The sequence below is a fragment of the Flavihumibacter stibioxidans genome (assembly GCF_014332695.1).
Classification (GTDB): domain Bacteria; phylum Bacteroidota; class Bacteroidia; order Chitinophagales; family Chitinophagaceae; genus Flavihumibacter; species Flavihumibacter stibioxidans.
Genome location: NZ_MBUA01000032.1, coordinates 1 through 17776 on the forward strand (window position 1 = coordinate 1; position 17776 = coordinate 17776).

Sequence of the window (17776 nt, forward strand, 5' to 3'; positions counted from 1 at the left end):
ACACGATCAGTGCTCCGACGGTAACGCTTCCTGCTGATGGTGGATCTACGGTTGCGTGTGTGGTGGATGCGGTAACTCCGACAGCACCGATCGTTACTGACAACTGTGGTCGTCCGATTACGCCGACTATGACAGTTGGCGCTGATCCTGTCTGTACTGGTACTAAAGTGTACACGTTCACTTACACCGATTGTAACAATGTTGATTATACCTGGACCTACACTTACACGATCAGTGCTCCGACGGTAACGCTTCCTGCTGATGGTGGATCTACGGTTGCTTGTGTAGCTGATGCGGTGGTTCCTGTTCCCCCTGTTGTGACAGATAATTGCGGACGTACGCTTGTGCCATCTGCTCCCGTGGTAAGTGCTGATCCTGCTTGTATCGGTACTAAAGTGTACACCTTCACTTATACCGATTGTAACAATGTTGATTATACCTGGACCTACACTTACACGATCAGTGCTCCGACGGTAACGCTGCCTGCTGATGGTGGATCTACGGTTGCGTGTGTGGCTGATGCGGTAACTCCGACAGCACCGACAGTAACGGACAACTGTGGTCGTCCGATTACACCGACCATGACAGCTGGTGCTGATCCTGCCTGCGCCGGTACTAAAGTGTACACCTTCACTTACACCGATTGTAACAATGTCGATTATACCTGGACCTACACTTACACGATCAGTGCTCCGACGGTAACGCTTCCTGCTGATGGTGGATCTACGGTTGCTTGTGTGGCTGATGCGGTAACTCCGACAGCACCGACAGTTACTGACAACTGTGGTCGTCCGATTACGCCGACCATGACAGTTGGCAATGACCCCGCCTGTACTGGTACTAAAGTGTACACGTTCACTTATACTGATTGTAACAATGTTGATTATACCTGGACCTACACTTACACCATCAGTGCTCCGACGGTAACGCTTCCTGCTGATGGTGCTTCAGTGGTTGCGTGTGTGGCTGATGCGGTGGTTCCTGTTCCCCCTGTTGTGACAGATAATTGCGGGCGTACGCTTGTCCCATCTGCTCCTGTGGTAAGTACAGATCCTTCCTGTGGAGGAACGAAGACCTATGAGTTTACTTACACGGATTGTTCCGGGGCCAGCCAGACCTGGGTGTATACCTATACCTTCCCTGTACCAGAATTTACCTTACCGGCAAATGGTTCGGCGATTATTAATTGTCTGTCTGAAATTATGCTGCCTGTTGCACCTTTAGTTCTCGATGCCTGTGGCGAACCGATTACCCCTGTTATGACAGAAAGTCCGGATCCGGTGTGTGCAGGGGAAAAAATATACTCGTTTACCTATTCAAATTGTGCAGGGCAACCAGCGATTTGGACTTTCATTTATTCTATTAATCCACCAACTGTCGTACTACCTGCTAATGCATCCTCAACAGTTTCGTGCGTGACTGATGCCATAATGCCTATTCCTCCCGCAGTTACTGATAATTGTGGTCGTAATATTATCCCTGTTGTCTCTGTAGGTGATGCCCCCGAATGTTCCGGTGAGAAAATATATACATTTACATATACAGATTGTGCTGATCAAACATATGTTTGGATATATACTTATTTTATCAGTATACCTGCATTTACCATTCCGGATAATGGTTTCTCAACTGTTTCATGTATTGCTGATGCTGCTGAGCCTACACCTCCTGTAGTTTCAGATAACTGCGGTCGTCCGATAACGCCGACCATGACAGAAGGAGGAAATCCGGCCTGTACTGGTACAAAAGTGTACACATTCAGCTATACTGATTGTAATGGGGTAACCAGGGATTGGGTGTATACTTACACAATTGATCAGCCTTCGTTTGAGTTGCCAGCCAATGATGGTTTAGTTGTTCCTTGTGTTGCAGCTGCTGTTGAACCAACGCCTCCGGTGGTTACAGATAATTGTGGTCGGATAATTACACCTTCTCTTGTAATAAGTGCTGATCCGGTATGTTCTGGAGAAAAAACTTATACCTATTCGTATACAGATTGTTCTGGTAGCAGTAAAGTATGGATATATACCTATACCATCAGTACTCCGATAGTGGTTATGCCGGAAAATGCTTCCACAACAATTTCAAGTTTGTCTGAGGCTCAGGTTCTGCCAGTTCCTCCTGTGGTATTGGATAATTGTAATCGTTCATTGGATATTGCAGGCCCAACCATCAGTGCAGATCCGGTTTGTAATGGAACAAAAGTTTATACCTGGATTTATACCGACTGTTCCGGTGACACTTATGAATGGACATATACCTATAATCTTGTTTCCGAAATCATTGCGATCACCCCGACCATAACCAACACCACCTGTACGGGCTCAACCGGCGCTGTAGAGATCAATGTTACCGGTGGTACTGCACCATATACCTACGAATGGAACACCGGCGCCACCACCAAGGACCTCAGCAACCTTGCTACCGGAACTTACACCGTAACGGTAACTGATGCCAATGGTTGTACCGCTACCCTGGATGTACCGGTAGCCACAGATGATGTTACCCTGACGATCACGGAACTGATCACTGCTGCGATCTGTACTGCCGAGAACGGTGCGATTGATGTAAGTGTAACCGGTGGCACTGCACCATACACCTACAGCTGGAACACCGGTTCAACTGACGAAGACCTGACCAATCTTGCTCCGGGCAGCTACACGGTGACGATCACTGATGCCAATGGTTGTACGGCAGAGAAGACAATAGAAGTAACCCAGGACATCCAAACCCTGACGATCACCCCGACCATAACCAACACCACCTGTACGGGCTCAACCGGCGCTGTAGAGATCAATGTTACCGGTGGTACTGCACCATATACCTACGAATGGAACACCGGCGCCACCACCAAAGACCTCAGCAACCTTGCTACCGGAACTTACACCGTAACGGTGACTGATGCCAATGGTTGTACCGCTACCCTGGATGTACCGGTAGCCACAGATGATGTTACCCTGACGATCACGGAACTGATCACTGCTGCGATCTGTACTGCTGAGAACGGTGCGATTGATGTGAGTGTAACCGGTGGCACTGCACCATACACCTACAGCTGGAACACCGGTTCAACTGACGAAGACCTGACCAATCTTGCTCCGGGCAGCTACACGGTGACGATCACTGATGCCAATGGTTGTACGGCAGAGAAGACAATAGAAGTAACCCAGGACATCCAAACCCTGACGATCACCCCGACCATAACCAACACCACCTGTACGGGCTCAACCGGCGCTGTAGAGATCAATGTTACCGGTGGTACTGCACCATATACCTACGAATGGAATACCGGCGCCACCACCAAAGACCTCAGCAACCTTGCTACCGGAACTTACACCGTAACGGTGACTGATGCCAATGGTTGTACCGCTACCCTGGATGTACCGGTAGCCACAGATGATGTTACCCTGACGATCACGGAACTGATCACTGCTGCGATCTGTACTGCTGAGAACGGTGCGATTGATGTAAGTGTAACCGGTGGCACTGCACCATACACCTACAGCTGGAACACCGGTTCCACCGATGAAGACCTGACCAATCTTGCTCCGGGCAGCTATACGGTGACGATCACTGATGCCAACGGTTGTACGGCAGAGAAGACAATAGCAGTAACCCAGGACATCCAAACCCTGACGATCACCCCGACCATAACCAACACCACCTGTACGGGCTCAACCGGTGCTGTAGAGATCAATGTTACCGGTGGTACTGCACCATATACCTACGAATGGAATACCGGCGCCACCACTAAAGACCTCAGCAACCTTGCTACCGGAACTTACACCGTAACGGTGACCGATGCCAATGGTTGTACCGCTACCCTGGATGTACCGGTAGCCACAGATGATGTTACCCTGACGATCACGGAACTGATCACTGCTGCGATCTGTACTGCTGAGAACGGTTCGATTGACCTGAGCGTTGAAGGCGGTACTGCACCATACACCTACAGCTGGAACACCGGTTCAACTGATGAAGATCTGACCAATCTTGCTCCGGGCAGCTACACGGTGACGATCACTGATGCCAACGGTTGTACGGCAGAGAAGACAATCGAAGTAACCCAGGACATCCAAACCCTGACCATCACCCCAACCGTAACCAACACCACCTGTACGGGCTCAACCGGTGCTGTAGAGATCAATGTTACCGGCGGTACTGCACCATATACCTACGAATGGAACACCGGTGCCACCACCAAGGACCTCAGCAACCTTGCTACGGGAACCTATACTGTAACTGTAACCGATGCCAATGGTTGTACCGCTCAACTAAATATAACAGTGGGACAAAACATCTCTGTTATTGACCTGAATCTTTCCGCTCCTGATATCACCTGCGATAAAACAACTGGTACCATCACAGTCACTGCACAGAATGGTACTGCACCTTATTCCTACAGCATTGATGGTGGTGTCACCTATCAAAGCAGCAATCTGTTTAATGACCTGGATGCCGGTAACTACACCATCCACGTCAAGGACGCCAATAATTGTACAGCACAGGCAGATGTTGAACTTGGTAAAGAGTTTTGCTGTACGGTAACACTGAGTGCAAATGCACCGGTGATCGCTTGCGACCAGTCCAGCGGAACCATAACCGCAACGGCATCCCTGGGATTCACTCCTTATCAGTTTAGTATCGACGGAGGTGTAACTTACCAGAACTCAAATACATTCACCAACCTCCCTGCTGGAACATATACCGTTCAGGTGAAAGATGCAAAAGATTGTATCGCACAAACTTCGGTTACGATAGATCAACTGATCGCACCTGTAATGCTTGTTACAAATCCTGCAGCAGTTTGCGCACCGGCTACAGTTGATATTACCAATCCGGCTGTTACTGCCGGAAGTGATGTTAACCTGTCCTATACTTACTGGACTAATGCAGCTGCTACATCATCCTTGCTGAATCCATCGGCAGTTTCCGGAGGAACCTATTATATCCGTGGCGCCGCTGCCAATGGCTGCTTTGTAGTTCTTCCTGTTACAGTTACCGTAAATACATTACCAATTCTGGTTACTGTTGACCAGCGTGTCTGTGCACCCGGAACAGTGGATCTGACAACCCCTGCAGTCACTGCAGGAAGCGATGCCAACCTGAGCCTGACTTACTGGATGGATGCCAATGCTACCCAGCCGATGAATAATCCGACCAGGGCAGGCTCCGGTACCTATTATATTAAAGCTGTAAATACAAATGATTGCGAAATCATTAAGCCGGTAACAGTTACCGTGATGGCTTTACCGGTACTTATTACCAGTAATCAGTCGGTTTGTGCACCTGCAACAGTAGATTTAACCAGCCAGGCCGTGACCGCAGGAAGCGATGCCAACCTGAACCTGACTTACTGGATGGATGCCAATGCTACCCAGCCGATGAATAACCCGGCCAGGGCAGGCTCCGGTACATATTATATCAAGGCCACGGCTGCCTCAGGATGTTACGTGATCAAATCCGTGGATGTTACAATCCTTCCATTGCCAACCCTGGTGACTATTGACCAAACGGTTTGTGCACCCGCAACGGTAGATTTAACCAGCCAGGCAGTTACAGCAGGAAGTGATGCCAACCTGGTGTTTACTTACTGGACAGACCAGAACGCAACCCGTTCCCTGAATAATCCATCAAGTGTTAATACTGGTACTTATTATATCAGGGCAGAAGCTTCTACTGGTTGTGCCGTTATCAGGCAGGTGAGCGTTACCGTTATACCATTGCCAGACCTGGTTACCAATAACCAGACTGTGTGCGCCCCTGCCACTGTGGATCTCACCAATCCGGCTGTTACCAATGGCAGCGAAAGCGGACTGAATCTGACTTACTGGGCTGATCAGTCTGCAACCCAGCCGTTGAATAATCCTTCCAGCGTAAGTTCCGGTACTTATTATATCAGGGCAATTGCTGCCACAGGTTGTGAAATCATCAGGTCTGTTGTAGTAACTGTTAATCCGCAGCCGAACCTGGTCATCAATGATCCTGCCCCTGTCTGCGCCCCAGGAAACATAAACCTGACCGCCGCTTCAGTTACTTCCGGTAGTGATGCCAACCTGACTTTGAGTTACTGGAGAGATATCAATGCTACCCAAACATTGAACAACGCAAACAGCGTGACTCAATCCGGCACCTACTATATCAGGGCGATTAATTCCTTCGGCTGTAGCATTGTTCGACCTGTAAACATAACCGTATGGGCTACCCCAGCATTGCAGGTGACCAATCCGCCTGCAGTATGTACCCCGTCCACTGTTGATATTACCTCACCTGCTATCACGACTGGCAGTGATGCCAGCCTTTCTCTGAGTTACTGGATGAATGCCAATGCTACCAATCCGTTGAATAATCCGAATGCCATCAGCCAGTCCGGCACCTATTTTATCAGGGCTGTGAATGGCAATGGTTGTATTACGATAAAACCCGTTACAGTTACTGTGAACGCACTGCCTGAAATAAGTGTCGACGCTCCGGATTCCCTCTGTCTTGGTTTGAGTACCAACCTGGTCATTCGATTCAAGGGACAGGCTCCATTCTCGTTTACTTATTCCGATGGCAGTCAGACGCATAGTGTGAACAATATCAACAGTGATGTGTACAGATTGAATATTAAACCTACTGCCACCACAACTTATACCATGCTCTCTGCGACAGACAGGAACTGTACAAACACCGTTCAGGGAATTGCCCACACAGTTTGGATCACCTTGCCGATAGATGGTAAAAACCTGCCGCCTGTATTCACCACTTCCAATACGCCTACCCAGTTGCAGGGAAGGAATATTGGCGACAACTATAACATGTTCAACTGGTTCCCGCCAAGAGGCCTCAGCCGCTACAATATCATCGATCCAGTATTCAACTACGACAAACGAACTGAATACAAAATCGAAATGCGTTCCGAAGCCGGTTGTGTTACGGTAGATACCATGCGGGTTGAAATTATAAACAGCACTGAGCCAGGTGCCAGGCCCACACTGCATGTACCAACTGTTTGGACCCCTAACGGTGATGGCAGGAATGACCTCCTGTTCCCATTCACTATCAATGTCAGGGAACTCAGGCACTTCAGGGTGTTCAACCGCTGGGGTGAACTGGTGTACGAAACAAAAACCATCGGGCAGGGATGGAACGGATATTATAAAGGAGCAATTCAACCAATCGATACATATACCTGGACGGCCGAAGCTGTTGGCATTAATGGAGAAATATTTAAAGTGACCGGACTGGTAGCATTGATGCGATAAAATATTGCGTATGAAAACATCTGTACAATTATTTACTTTACTTCTGGACCTCCTGCGGTTTGCCAGGCAGTCGGGAAATACTGTATTGCATGCGGGTCATGTCAGATCTGTACTTGTTTTTGTTTCAATTACAACAGCTTGTCAGCTTAAGGCCCAGGATCCGAACTTCTCGCAATTCTGGGCTTCCCCGCTGAATGTTAATCCGGCACTCACCGCCAATATCAACGGCGATTGGCGCACGATCATGAATTTCAGGAACCAGTGGATAGGACCTACGGCTCCTTATATGACGGGAACCATTTCTTTTGATTCAAAAATTTTGCAGGGCAGGCTGTCTGAAGGTCAGCGTTTTGGCGCTGGTGGCATGCTGATGTATGATAAGACCATGAGCGGAGTGTTGAAGAGTACCTACGGATCTGCGAATGTGTCCTATAATATCCTGGTAGCAGAAGGATTGGGCCGTCATTATGTAGGTGCCGGAGTCGGACTAATCTATGGGCACAAAAGGATGGACTGGTCCCGCGCTACATTTGGCGAACAATACAATGGCCGCGGATTTGACGTTAACATGCCTTCCGGTGAATCAGCCTTGTCAAACATGAAACCTTATTTGTCTGGTAGTGTAGGGCTTACTTATTCCTACCAGAATGATATCGCCAATTTCGATTTCGGTATGTCCGCCTTTCATGTTAACAGGCCCCGGCAAACCTTCCTTAAGGATGAAAAGGAGCGGCTTGCCACACGTTATGTGGTACATGCGAATTATGAAAGAAACCTGAGCGAGTCTGTTGTGCTGACCACAAATGGTATTTACCAGCGCCAGACTACTGCCAGCTATTTTTCAGTAGGAGGGGGACTTGGTTATATACTGGATGAAGAGTTCAACACCAGCCTGAGTGCAGGTGTATGGTACTGGTCCAAAAATGCCATAGTGCCTTACGTTGGCGCAACGTATAAGAACCTGCAACTGGGTTTTAGTTATGATGTGCTCATATCAAAACTGAAGGATTCTCCTGGCATAAGAAGTACATGGGAAGTGTCTGTTATCTTCCGCGACCTGAAGGAACTTACAGGTGTCATTTACTGCCCGCCATGGAAGTAACCAGCTGGGCTAAAAATCAGTCGCATCTTTTTTCAAGTACTAAAAATTCCAGGTCCTGGCTTGGTTCACCATAACCGGCCTTATAAGGGAACTGTTCTCGAACACCTGTGTCATGGTAACCGTGCCGCTTGTACCATTCCACCAATTCCTTCCGGATACTGATCACAGTCATGCGAATCGAACTCTTGCCCAATCTCTTCGCCTGCGATTCAGCTTCCTGTAAAAGTTTTTTACCGGTACCCCTTCCCTGAAGTTCCGGGGATACAGTAAGCAAACCCAGATACAGATAATATTCATATTCCTTCAGGTAAACACAGGCTGTAATCTGACCACCTTCGGTGTATTTAAGTATCATGGAATCCGGTGAGCTGATCATCTCCTCCACATCCGACTCCGTTACCCTGACACCACCTCTCAGCAGGTCAGATTCATTTGTCCATCCCTGCCTGGCAGACTCTCCCCGGTAGGCGCTGTTGACAAGTGCTGTCAGCTCCTTCAAATCTTTTAATGTTGCCTGTTCAATTGCCATCAACCGAAGTTATGAAATTGACCAACGTGGATGAAATCCAGGTCATCAAGAAAAAAAGTGCGCCGGAACACCGGCACACTTTTTATATGATTTGGTTACTACCTGAATTAACCCAAACGCAATCAACTAAAATCCTTTCTTCTGACCCTGCTTCCAGAATACTTCCGGAACAGGTTTCTTCAACAAATGCTTATAGAAGAAACTGGCATTTTCTGATACAAGGTGGTCGCGCTTTGCACGAACATTCGCACCAATGCCATGACGCTCGTTCGGATAGATCATCATCTCAAATGGCTTTCCAAGATCCTGGAGTTTGTTAATGAGTTGAACGCTGTTCTGCATATGCACGTTATCATCGGTTGTTCCATGTACAATACGCAACACGCCTTTCAAACGATCGGCATAATTCATTACAGAAGTGATCTTATATCCTTCAGGATTCTCCGCCGGGGTGTCCATAAAACGTTCTGTGTAATGTGTATCATACAGGCTCCAGTCTGTTACAGATGCATTGGCAATACCATGAGTAAATACATCAGAACCGTAGGTAAGGGCCATGGCCGTCATATAACCGCCGAAACTGCCGCCGGTAATACCAATTCGTGTAGCGTCTATCCATGACTGTGAACCCAGCCATTTGGCCGCACTCATATAATCTTCAATTTCGTATTTGCCAAGCTGCCGATGGATGAAATTCATACCATTCTTACCAAAGTGGCCACTGCTGCGGTTATCAATGGCCACCTGCACCAGGCCTTCCTGTGCCCACCAGATATCAGTTCCCATCATGCGGTAAGTATCATAAACGGTGCCTGCATTGGGACCACCATAGATGTTTACGATCACTGGATATTTTTTGGCTGGATCAAACCCGATGGGGTAAGTGATCAGCACAGGCAGGTCAAACAGGCCGTCAGCAGATTTTACACGTACCAGTTCTTTTTTTGGTAATGCGTAGGTTCCTGCATCTGGTCCGGTTGCATCACCCAGTTCGCGGATTACTTTTCCCTTCATATCCACAAGCGCCATTTTGGGCGGGGTGGCAAGGTTGGAATAAGTGGTGATAAATGATTTGTTATCCGGCGCGATCTGCATGCCCCTGAAGGAATAATCACCAAATGAATGCCGGATCATTTTCTGGCCGTCCAGCCCAACACTGTATAGGTCTGTGCGGGCACTGTTTTCCTTGCGGGCGGCAAAATAAATACGTTTGGCTTTTTCATCTATTTTAAAGATTTCACCAACGGTGTAGTCTCCTGAAGTTAATGTGGCCAATCTTTTACCTGTCATATCATGCAGGTACAGGTGACGCCAGCCACTGGCATCACTGCGAAGAATAAAACCTTTTCCGGAAGCAAGGAATTCAAAACGGTCGTTATCATCCAGGTCGATCCATGTTTTCTGCTGTTCTTCGTATACCAGGGTCTTGCCGCCGTTGTTTACATCCACACTATACACTTTCAGCTGATCCTGACCACGGTTCATCCAGGATACCCATAACTGGCCATTGGGCGCCCATACCGGTGTTCCGAAGTACTGGTCTTCCCTTGGATTGAAATCGGCCCAGGTTGTATTGCCGTTTTCAAGTGACACAATACCGATTTTGACATCCGGATTTTTATCACCCGGTTTGGGGTAACGGTTATTCTCAAGGTAACCATGCTGGCCATCGGCCACATAGATCGGGAAGGCCTGCATGCCGCTTTCATCAAAACGCATAAATGCAAGGTGCCTGCCGTCATTGCTCCACCAGAAAGCCTTGTAGCGACTGGCACGGCCCAGGATCTCCTCAAAATAAATCCAGGAAGCATAACCGTTCAATACAGAATCATTGCCATCACTGGTAAGGCGGGTTTCTTTTTTCGTGGCAATTTCCTGGATGTAAAGATTGTTATCCGTTTTGGTATAAGCGAAGTATTTTCCGTCAGGTGAAGCTGTCTGGTTGCGGGCTCCCACAATGGCGATGGCTGGAACCGGGGCCGATTTCACGCCACCGGCGGTATCCCTGAACTCAACTGCCTTTCCTGTTTTGGCCTCAACCTTAAAGGTTTTGACAGTTTTGTTTTCGGTAAGCGTTTCGTAATAATATTTGCCATCAAGCCATTTGGTAATGTTGGGAAGCGGCTTCATAAGATTGGTGGGCGCTCCCTTGAATGCCTGTTCGTACGTGATGGATTTCTGTTGGGCCTGCGAGCTGATGCTAAAAACAATCGCCAGGGCAAACAAGATGGTTTGTCTCATGTAGTGTATTTTGTTAGGAATCAAATTTATTTCACCTCCTGCATATCTACCAACCGCTTATAAAATCCGTTCTGGGTGATCAGGCTGTCGTGGTTACCTCTCTCCACAATCTTTCCTTTTTGCAGCACAATGATTTCATCAGCATGGCGGATGGTGCTCAGGCGGTGGGCAATCACAATACTGGTGCGGTTTTGCATCATATGATCGATGGCATCCTGCACCAGCCTTTCACTTTCTGTATCCAGAGAAGAAGTGGCTTCATCCAGTATAAGGATTGGCGGGTTTTTCAGCAGGGCGCGGGCAATAGTCAGCCTTTGCCTTTCCCCCCCGCTCAGTTTGCTTCCCCTGTCGCCGATATTGGTCTGGTAACCATCTTCCTTATGCGAAATGAAGTCATGCGCGTTGGCTACTCTTGCCGCATGCTCAATTTCCGCCTGCGTGGCATCGGGTTTACCCAGCGCAATATTGGCGGCAATAGTATCATTGAACAGGATCGGCTCCTGGGTAACAATGCTGAGTTGTTCCCGTACCGATTCCAGGGTGTAGCTCTTGATATTGACACCATCGATGAGGATCTCTCCCTTTGTTACGTCATGAAACCTGGGTACCAGATCAGCAAGGGTTGATTTGCCGGAGCCGGATGATCCCACCAGCGCTATGGTTTTCCCTTTTTCAATCACAAGGTTGATGTCATCGAGGATAATGGCATCCTCGTAGGCAAATGACACATTCCTGAATTCAATGCTGCTGTTAAAGGAATGGAGCGGTTTTGCATCCGGGGCCTCTTCCACTTTCAGTGGAGCCGTAATGATTTCTTCTATCCTGGCAATGGCTGCACTTCCGCGTTGAACATTGTAAAAGGCATTGGAAAATGCTTTTGCCGGATTGATGATCTGGGTGAAAAATACAATGTAAGTGATAAAACCATCTGCTTCCAGTCCGGCCTGGTTGTTCAGCACCAGCCTTCCGCCAAACCAGAGAATGGCAGTTAATACCATTACTCCCAGGAATTCCGACATGGGTGATGCCAGGTCGCGACGGAAGTTCATCATATTCCGCACATGGTTGAGGTATTTATTGATGCCGGAAAATTTGCCCGAGATCAGCTTCTCCGCATTAAAAGCCTTGATGACGCGCATGCCGCCAAGGGTTTCATCCAGCACCGACAATAATAGTCCCTGTTGTTCCTGGGCAGTGTTGGATTGCTTTTTCAGTGTGCGGCTGACCCTGCCGATCACAAATCCGGTCAGCGGCAGCAAAATGAGCAGGAACATGGAAAGTGCCGGGCTCAGGAATATTAGCGACACTACTACGATGATCAGGGTAAGTGGTTCCTTAATCAAAACTTCCATAGCGCCGATGATGCTCCATTCCACTTCGTTGATATCATTGCTCATGCGGCTGATGATATCACCCTTGCGCTGTTCTGTAAAATACCCAATTGGCAACTGCAGGATCCTGCTGTACAACTCTGCCCGCAGTTTTGTCATCACATGGTTGCGCATAGGGGTCAGGACCCTCAGTCCCAGGTAAAGAAAGAGGTTCTTGAAAAAGATGGATATGATGATCGTTATGCAGATGGCTGCCAGCGCATAAACCGGACCGTTATCGCTGATCAGGTGGCTAAGCTGGAATTTCATGTATTGCATAACACCGGCAGCCGTCCATTCAAATGCCGGCTCTGCGGTTAAGAGCTTTTCTTTACCAAACAGGAGCTGGAGGAAAGGGGCCAACATGGCAAGTGAAACCAGTGAAAAGAGAATTGACAGTAAGTTGAAGAGGAAATAAAGCAGGATGTTGCCTTTTTTATCGCCCAGGTATTTGAAAATGCGAGCAAATTTTTTCATTCTGTAATGCTAATAGAAACTGCAAACCTACATTAATTTGGGGTGTGAAGGGTGCCGATTTCTTCGCATCTTTGCCTAAACATCATATTAACAGGTATGCAACAAGAGACGAAAAGACAGAAGCAGGTGGCGGGAGAAATCCAGGAAGTGCTCAACCGGGTGTTCCAGCACCTGGGGCTGACCATGATGGATGGGGGGATGGTCTCCATTTCTTCGGTGAAAATGACCCCGGACCTGCTGGAGGCCCGGATCTACATCAGCCTGTTCAAGGTACCGGACCCCAGGGCAGCCATGAAAAAGCTGGAAGACCGGGCCTGGGAAATAAAGCGCGAGCTGGCAGCCTCCATCAAGCACCAGGTTCGCAGGATACCGGAGATGCAGTTTTATATGGATGAAACACTTGACCATGTGTTTAAAATGGAAGAGCTGTTCAGGCAGATCCATAAGGATGAAACTGGATCTGAAAAATCCGCCGATTAATATATAGCAACAAACCGATATATCTTGAATTTCCTCTTTGCCTGGCGCTATTTCAAGTCCAAAAAATCCACCAATGCCATCAATATCATTGCATGGGTCAGTGTGGTGGCAGTTGTGGTAGGCACAGCATCACTGATAGTGGTGCTCAGTGTTTTCAATGGGTTCGAGGGGCTGGTAAAATCATTATACGCCACATTTTACACCGACCTGAAAGTGACCCCGGCCCATGGCAAGCTGATCCGGTTAAATGAGAAACAATTAAAGACAATTGGCGGCATGGATGGCGTGCGTGCCTGGTCGCTGGTAATGGAAGAGAAGGCCTTGCTGCAAAACGGTGAGGCTCAGACGATAGTTTACCTGAAAGGGGTTGATAGTTCATATACGAATGTTACCACTGTGGCCGATGAGGTAAAGGCGGGAGAGTTCAACCTGGGGACCGAAGACAAGCCCGCCTCCGTTTTGGGAGTCGGTATTGAAAATGCCCTTGGTTTATGGAGCGACCGCGAACTGCTTCCGCTTACCGCGTATCTTCCGAGGAGGGGCGCCAGCCTGAATGTATCTGACCCGATGGCCTCACTGAGTGCAGAAAACCTCTACACCTCGGGGTCTTTTGCCATTCAGCAGGACTTCGATAATAAATATGTGCTAACCAACCTGGCATTCCTGAAACGTATATTAAACCTTGCCCCGGACGAATACGGCGGATTGGAAATCGCCTTGCAGGAAAACGCTGATGAGGAAGCTGTTAAGGACCAGATTGCCAGGCTGTTAGGCGCTGAATATAAGGTGCTTACACGATATGAACAGAACCAGGGGCTTTACAGTATCATGCAATTGGAAAAATGGGTCATATATGGAGTACTGTCACTTATTCTGGTTGTGGCGGCCTTTACAATGATCGGTTCCTTGACGATGCTTGTCCTGGAAAAGCAGAAGGACATCCAGGTATTAAAGGCCATGGGAGCTTCTAATGGTCGCATTCAATCTATTTTCATCACTGAGGGATTCCTGCTGGCAGGAATTGGTGCTATTGCCGGAACCTTGCTGGCTTTGCTGATTTGCTGGGCCCAGGTAAAATACAAACTGGTTATGCTTCAGGGCGGAAGTTTTGTCATTGATTATTACCCCGTGAAATTTCTTGCCCGCGACTTCCTGCTGGTACTCGGTACCGTTATACTGGTGGCTTTCCTGGCTGCATGGTTCCCCGCCCGGAAGGCGGCAGGGGAGAGGGTGGAGCTGAAATCGTGAATGGTGAAGGGTGATTTTACAGTTAAATCACCAAAAGCTGGATACCTATATCGTAATCAGGGAACTTGTACGAGAATGTTACAGTCTTGCAGCACTACTACCAGAGATTGAAAGATTCGGCCTCCAGACGCAAATCCGAAGGGCTGCAATATCTGTTCAACTCAATATGGCCGAAGGGTCTTCCAGGGGTACTATTCCCGAAAGAAAAAGATTTTATCAAATTGCACGTGGTTCTGTCATCGAAATTGATGCCGCGCTTGATATAGCAAATGATCTTGGTTATCTAACCACCATTCACCATTCACCATCAATAGTCCCCCAGCGTTTCCTCCAGCTGTGCCAGCGCTTTGGCAAGCTGTTCATCATTGGGAGCAATACCATGCCACTCGTGGCTGCCTTCCATGAAATCCACACCCTTACCCATTTCTGTTTTCATTAAGATTACAATGGGCTTACCCTTGCCGACGAAGGTTTTGGCCTTCTCCAGCATCGCAACGATGGCGTCCACATCATTCCCTTTTTCAAGAATCAACACTTCCCAACCGAAAGATTCAAATTTTTTATCGAGGCTGCCGAGGTTCATCACTTTGGCAGTGGGACCGTCGATTTGCTGCCCGTTCCAGTCGATTGTTGAGATCAGGTTGTCTATTTTGTGATGGGCGGCAAACATGGCTGCTTCCCAGTTCTGGCCTTCATCAAGTTCTCCGTCACCGTGCAGGGAATAAACAACCGTAGATTCGCCATTCAGCTTCTTGGTAAGCGCAGCGCCGCAGGCCACACTCATTCCCTGACCGAGGGATCCACTGGCAATCCTGACGCCCGGCAGGTGCTCGTGCGTGGCCGGATGCCCCTGGAGACGGCTGTTCAGTTTACGGAAAGTTGCCAGTTCCTTTATGTCAAAATAACCGGAGCGGGCCAGTACAGAGTAGTACAGGGGAGAGATATGGCCGTTGGAAACAAAAAACAGATCCTCATTGGTGCCATCCATATTAAAATTCGGATCATGTTTCATCACCTTAAAGAACAGGGCGGTCATAAAATCCGTACAACCCAGGGATCCACCGGGGTGACCACTTGATACACCGTGTACCATCCTTACGATATCTCGCCTGATTTGTGAGGCAATCTCCTGTAAACTAGCCATATACAAATTTTGTGGGGCAAATCTAACCCATTTAACGGGATCTGTCTACGCAATTTTTAGACTAAACTTCCGATGCCTGCGTTTATAAAGTAATCCGCTAATGGCCCGATTTTTTATGGTGGATTATGGTTATATTGTTATTTGTTAAGGCACAGATAACATTTTGGACTTATTTTCGCGAACGAACAAACAATGGTTCATGTTTGATGTCATACTTGCTTTAACACTATCCTTTGCAATTACTTTCCTGGCAATTCCTGTTATTATCAGGGTGGCGGCCATGAAAAAGTTATACGATATTCCGGATGAAAGAAAAGTTCATCAGTCCCCAATTCCTGCCCTGGGTGGATTGGGAATTTTCGCCGGATTCGTTTTTGCAACATTGCTGATCGCCAATTTCCAGGAAGGAAAGGATATCCAGTATTACCTGGCGGCCACTGTGGTGATATTTTACCTCGGATTGAAAGACGATATCATCATTATTTCGCCGGTTAAAAAATTCATTGGCCAGGTCCTGGCCGCATTTATAGTCATTTATTACGGAAACCTCCAGATATCCAGCATGCATGGTTTTCTCGGAATCTATAATTTACCCGACTCCTTCAGCCTGCTCTTCACCTACCTGACTGTTATCGTGATCATTAATTCCTTTAACCTGATTGATGGGATCGATGGACTGGCAGGTAGCCTGGGCCTTTTATCCACCAGTGTATTCGGGATTTATTTCGTGGGCATCGGCCATACGGCTGATGCTGTGCTGGCATTTTCCATGGCAGGAGCTATCCTGGCTTTCCTGATTTTTAATTTCCAGCCAGCCCGGATATTCATGGGTGATACCGGATCTCTTTTACTGGGACTGGTAAACGCTGTGCTGGTGATTAAATTCATCAATATCGCCGCAACCACAAGTTCTGCCTACCAGATAAGCGCCTCACCGGCAGTGGGTTTCGGTATCCTGATGGTTCCCCTGATGGACACTTTAAGGGTATTCGCCATCAGGATGTTCCAGCGCAGGTCGCCATTCTCACCGGACAGAAACCATATTCATCACCTGTTTCTGGACAATGGTTTTTCACACCGTACCATAGCAATACTACTGCTGGCGCTCAATGCAATCAGTGTGGCGGTTTCATTTATTTTCCGGGACCTTGGGTCTACCCTCCTTATGGGTATCCTGTTTGGCATATTCTTTACACTGATTGCCTTAATGTACTACGCCAGGCAAAGACGGCCCAGACTATTCGTTACTCCCAGTGGCGAAGTGGAAGACAAGTCCCCGCCACGTATTGTTCCACTTGCAGAAGACACGGTATTGCGGCAGAAATAACTGCATTTCCTTAGTTTTGCCTCGATTAATTGAAAAGAAATGTCAGAAGAATTATCTATGATCATGGATGATGCGGGCGATTCCATGAAGAAAGCGATCAACCACCTGGAAGCCGAACTGGTAAAAATCAGGGCCGGTAAAGCCAATCCGCAAATGCTGGATGGAATTGTGGTAGATTATTATGGTTCCCCCACACCCATCGCCCAGGTGGCCAATATTATGGCAACGGATGCGCGTACACTCACTGTGCAGCCCTGGGAAAAGAACATGCTGCAACCCATCGAAAGGGCAATCATCAATTCAAATATCGGGATCAACCCGCAGAACGATGGGGTGATTATCCGCATGTTCCTGCCGCCATTGACCGAAGAACGCCGCAAGGAACTGGTGAAAAGATGTAACGGGGAGGGCGAACATTCCAAAGTAGCCATCCGCAATATCCGCCGCGATGCAATTGAGCACATCAAAAAACTTCAGAAAGACGGATTGAGCGAAGATGCCGCAAAGGATGCGGAAAAGGATATCCAGGAACTGACTGATAAATACATTCTGCTGGTTGAGAAACACCTGGCGGCCAAGGAGAAGGAGATTATGGTGGTGTGATGGGGTGT

Annotated in this window: 10 protein-coding genes and 1 pseudogene; 7 read left to right on the plus strand and 4 right to left on the minus strand. The window is 48.0% G+C overall.

Going from position 1 to position 17776, the window contains the following annotated elements:
- Positions 1–5: 5 nt before the first annotated feature.
- Together BC349_RS19585 and BC349_RS19590 are read left to right on the plus strand one after the other, a co-directional pair.
- Positions 6–7247 carry an HYR-like domain-containing protein gene (locus BC349_RS19585; RefSeq protein WP_425489749.1) on the plus strand — a complete coding sequence of 2414 codons (7242 nt, stop codon included), beginning with the start codon at positions 6–8 and terminating at the stop codon, positions 7245–7247.
- Positions 7248–7257: 10 nt separating this feature from the next.
- Positions 7258–8349 (plus strand): PorP/SprF family type IX secretion system membrane protein, encoded by a 1092-nt coding sequence (locus BC349_RS19590; protein WP_187258494.1) that lies wholly within the window; start codon positions 7258–7260, stop codon positions 8347–8349.
- A gap of 16 nt (positions 8350–8365) precedes the next feature.
- Here BC349_RS19590 and BC349_RS19595 read toward each other — a convergent pair whose 3' ends face one another.
- The 3 genes from BC349_RS19595 to BC349_RS19605 all read right to left on the minus strand — a co-directional run bounded on the left by BC349_RS19595 (position 8366) and on the right by BC349_RS19605 (position 12966).
- A complete protein-coding gene (locus BC349_RS19595) occupies positions 8366–8878 on the minus strand; it encodes a GNAT family N-acetyltransferase (protein WP_187258495.1) in 513 nt (170 codons plus the stop codon).
- Positions 8879–9004: 126 nt separating this feature from the next.
- Complete coding sequence (locus tag BC349_RS19600; protein WP_187258496.1) at positions 9005–11119, minus strand: S9 family peptidase; 2115 nt, start codon at positions 11117–11119, stop codon at positions 9005–9007.
- Positions 11120–11145: 26 nt separating this feature from the next.
- Positions 11146–12966 carry an ABC transporter ATP-binding protein gene (locus BC349_RS19605; RefSeq protein WP_187258497.1) on the minus strand — a complete coding sequence of 607 codons (1821 nt, stop codon included), beginning with the start codon at positions 12964–12966 and terminating at the stop codon, positions 11146–11148.
- A 96-nt stretch (positions 12967–13062) separates the two neighbouring features.
- Between BC349_RS19605 and rbfA the strand changes: the two genes are divergently transcribed.
- The 3 genes and pseudogenes from rbfA to BC349_RS20250 form a co-directional block, all read left to right on the plus strand.
- Complete coding sequence (gene rbfA / locus BC349_RS19610; RefSeq protein WP_187258498.1) at positions 13063–13446, plus strand: 30S ribosome-binding factor RbfA; 384 nt, start codon at positions 13063–13065, stop codon at positions 13444–13446.
- Between the two features lie 24 nt (positions 13447–13470).
- Positions 13471–14694 carry an FtsX-like permease family protein gene (locus tag BC349_RS19615; RefSeq protein WP_187258499.1) on the plus strand — a complete coding sequence of 408 codons (1224 nt, stop codon included), beginning with the start codon at positions 13471–13473 and terminating at the stop codon, positions 14692–14694.
- A 10-nt stretch (positions 14695–14704) separates the two neighbouring features.
- Positions 14705–14974 (plus strand): annotated as a pseudogene (locus BC349_RS20250) (four helix bundle protein); the annotation flags it as partial.
- Positions 14975–15001: 27 nt separating this feature from the next.
- Here the strand turns inward: BC349_RS20250 and BC349_RS19625 are convergent.
- Positions 15002–15838, minus strand: coding sequence for a transketolase (locus BC349_RS19625; RefSeq protein ID WP_187258500.1), 837 nt, complete (start codon positions 15836–15838; stop codon positions 15002–15004).
- Between the two features lie 199 nt (positions 15839–16037).
- Here BC349_RS19625 and BC349_RS19630 point away from each other — a divergent pair, with 199 nt between their 5' ends.
- Both BC349_RS19630 and frr read left to right on the plus strand, forming a co-directional pair.
- On the plus strand, positions 16038–17165 hold the full coding sequence (locus BC349_RS19630) for a glycosyltransferase family 4 protein (RefSeq protein ID WP_187258501.1): 1128 nt from the start codon (positions 16038–16040) through the stop codon (positions 17163–17165).
- A 39-nt stretch (positions 17166–17204) separates the two neighbouring features.
- Positions 17205–17768, plus strand: coding sequence for a ribosome recycling factor (frr, locus tag BC349_RS19635; protein ID WP_187258502.1), 564 nt, complete (start codon positions 17205–17207; stop codon positions 17766–17768).
- Positions 17769–17776 lie beyond the last annotated feature (8 nt).

Excerpts from the sequence above, each read along its gene's own strand:
- BC349_RS19595 (WP_187258495.1), bottom strand. The coding sequence starts at position 8,878 with ATGGCAATTGAACAGGCAACATTAAAAGATTTGAAGGAGCTGACAGCA.
- frr (WP_187258502.1), top strand. The coding sequence starts at position 17,205 with ATGTCAGAAGAATTATCTATGATCATGGATGATGCGGGCGATTCCATG.
- BC349_RS19605 (WP_187258497.1), bottom strand. The coding sequence starts at position 12,966 with ATGAAAAAATTTGCTCGCATTTTCAAATACCTGGGCGATAAAAAAGGC.
- BC349_RS19625 (WP_187258500.1), bottom strand. The coding sequence starts at position 15,838 with ATGGCTAGTTTACAGGAGATTGCCTCACAAATCAGGCGAGATATCGTA.
- BC349_RS19590 (WP_187258494.1), top strand. The coding sequence starts at position 7,258 with ATGAAAACATCTGTACAATTATTTACTTTACTTCTGGACCTCCTGCGG.
- BC349_RS19630 (WP_187258501.1), top strand. The coding sequence starts at position 16,038 with ATGTTTGATGTCATACTTGCTTTAACACTATCCTTTGCAATTACTTTC.
- rbfA (WP_187258498.1), top strand. The coding sequence starts at position 13,063 with ATGCAACAAGAGACGAAAAGACAGAAGCAGGTGGCGGGAGAAATCCAG.
- BC349_RS19600 (WP_187258496.1), bottom strand. The coding sequence starts at position 11,119 with ATGAGACAAACCATCTTGTTTGCCCTGGCGATTGTTTTTAGCATCAGC.